The 2,889-nt window shown below is 40.5% G+C and carries 1 protein-coding gene; it reads left to right on the forward strand.

The annotated features are described in order from the left end of the window. The first annotated feature begins 240 nt into the window (after positions 1-240). Positions 241-2,610 carry a phosphoketolase family protein gene (locus KH893_RS10910; protein WP_281166155.1) on the forward strand — a complete coding sequence of 790 codons (2,370 nt, stop codon included), beginning with the start codon at positions 241-243 and terminating at the stop codon, positions 2,608-2,610. Positions 2,611-2,889 lie beyond the last annotated feature (279 nt).

The following is a 2,889-nucleotide window of genomic DNA, read 5'->3' on the forward strand; positions in this document are numbered from 1 at the left end:
TAAATTATCATTATTACATCAAAAAAGCCATCCATTCCGCAGAACAGATAGCTTAATAATCCAGCTATACCAATTTAAATTGCAATTTAGGCAATTTTATTTATCAGTACTACTTGAAAAAGAACCTATTATTGGGACGCACCAATTATATAATAAATTGACTTTAATATTTAATCAGGTATGATTAAGAAGAACAAACATTGCCAAACAGGCAGAGAAAGTTAAGGAGGAATCACACAAATGACAACAGATTACTCATCACCAAATTATTTAAAAAAAGTCGATGCTTTTTGGCGAGCAGCCAACTACATCTCTGTTGGTCAACTTTATCTAAAGGACAATCCTTTATTAAAGCGACCATTAAAAGCCAGCGATCTGAAGGTCAAGCCAATTGGTCACTGGGGCACAATTGCCGGGCAAAATTTCATTTACGCCCATTTAAACCGCGTAATCAATAAATATCAGCTCAACATGTTTTACGTTGAAGGCCCCGGTCACGGCGGTCAGGTCATGGTCTCGAATTCTTATCTTGACGGTAGCTATACGGAAATTTATCCTGAAATTACCCGGGATGAAACTGGAATGAAAAAATTATTCAAACGCTTCTCTTTCCCAGGCGGCGTTGCTTCTCACGCTGCACCCGAAACGCCCGGTTCGATCCATGAAGGCGGCGAATTAGGCTACTCGATCTCACATGCAACTGGTGCGATTTTCGATAATCCTGATTTAATTGCTGCAACAGTGGTCGGCGACGGTGAAGCTGAAACCGGCCCTTTAGCAACTTCTTGGCAATCAAACAAGTTTATTAATCCAATCAATGATGGTGCTGTTTTGCCGATTTTGAACTTAAATGGTTTTAAAATCTCCAATCCAACGATTCTCTCACGCGAAAGCGACGAAACATTACGTAAGTATTTTGAGGGACTTGGCTGGGAACCATTCTTTGTTGAGGGCGCTGACCCGCAACAGATGCATCCTGCAATGGCCAAAGTAATGGATCAGGCAATTGAAGAAATCAAAGCCATTCAAAAAAATGCCCGAGAAAATAATGATAGTCGCTTGCCAATTTGGCCAATGATCGTTTTTCGGGCTCCTAAAGGCTGGACTGGGCCAAAGTTCTGGAATAACAAACCAATTGAGAATTCTTTTCGCGCACATCAAATTCCGATTCCGGTCGACGCTGATGATCTAGCGCACGCCGATGAACTGGTCAAATGGCTTAAAAGCTATCACCCAGAAGAATTATTCGACCAAAACGGCAGCCTGAAACCGGAAATTGCTGCTGTCGCTCCAAAAGGTGAACAGCGAATGGCAGCCAATCCGCATACTAATCCGGTAAAATTTGTCAAGGAGCTGATTTTACCCGATTATCGCGCTTATGCTGTTGAGACAAACCAGCCTGGAAAAAATGAAGCTCAAGATATGACCGTCTTAGGTACTTACTTGCGTGATGTGATCAAGCTTAATCAACAGCAACACAATTTCCGGATTTTCGGACCTGATGAAACAATGTCTAATCGTCTCGCACCAATTTTTGAAACAACTAAGCGACAGTGGCTGGAAAAAATCATTGAACCCAATGATGAGTTCTTAGCACCTGCTGGGCGAGTAATTGATTCACAACTTTCAGAGCATCAAGATGAAGGCTGGCTTGAAGGTTATATTTTAACTGGCCGCCACGGATTATTTGCCAGCTATGAAGCTTTTTTGCGCGTTGTTGACTCCATGATCACTCAACATTTCAAATGGTTGCGCAAAGCTAAAGAGTTAGCTTGGCGTAGTGGGATTCCTTCATTGAATTTGATCTCAACTTCAACGGTTTTCCAACAAGATCATAATGGCTACACGCACCAAGATCCAGGAATTCTAGGTCACTTGGCCGATAAGAAGCCGGAGTTTATCCGGGAATATTTACCAGCTGACGCGAACAGCCTACTAGCAGTGATGGCTAAAATCTTAAATGATCGAGAAAAGATCAATCTGATTGTTTCATCTAAACATCCGCGGCCGCAATTTTATTCAGCAGCTGAAGCTCAAGAATTGGTCGACCAGGGACTGAAAATCATTGAATGGGCATCAACTGATGACAATAGTGAACCTGACTTAGTTATGGCAGCTGCTGGAACTGAGCCTAACTTGGAAAGCTTAGCCGCAATTTCAATTTTGCATCAAGCCGATCCAACTCTTAAAATTCGTTTTATCAATATCGTTGATTTATTAAAATTGCGCAGTCCCAAGCTTGATCCGCGTGGCTTAACCGACGAGCAATTTGATGCTTACTTCACCCATGACAAGCCAGTCATTTTCGCCTTTCACGGTTATGAGGGTCTGATTCGTGATTTATTCTTTGACCGACATAATCATAATCTGCACCTACATGGTTACCGGGAAAATGGGGATATCACTACTCCCTTTGATATGCGAGTTTTGAATCAAATGGATCGTTTTGATTTAGTTAAATCAGCCATAATCAGCTTGCCTCACGCTCAACGTTACGGGCACTTGCTGGCTAAAATGGATAACTTATTAGCAAAACATCGGCAATACATTCGCGATGAAGGTACTGATTTGCCAGAGGTTACTAACTGGCAATGGCAACCATTAAAATAATATTAAAGCTTGAATCCCTTAATATTAGCATTACGATGGAACCTGACTTTTAAAAATTAACTTTTTTTAACTTTTAACTTGTATCCCATCTTTGACACTTTTTTGAAGACAAAATCCGCTAAAGAGTTGTTTTAACAACCTTTAGCGGATTATTTTTTTGACTGTTTTGTAGTACTATTCTCTTTTCCTTGTTTAATAATTTTTTTCATCTTTTCAATTGGCATTATTTCAAAATCTGTTCTAAAGTTAAACGCTTCATGTAAAGCATCTGTAATGTCT

The sequence above is a fragment of the Liquorilactobacillus sicerae genome, from assembly GCF_029916425.1.
Taxonomy (GTDB): Bacteria; Bacillota; Bacilli; order Lactobacillales; family Lactobacillaceae; genus Liquorilactobacillus; species Liquorilactobacillus sicerae.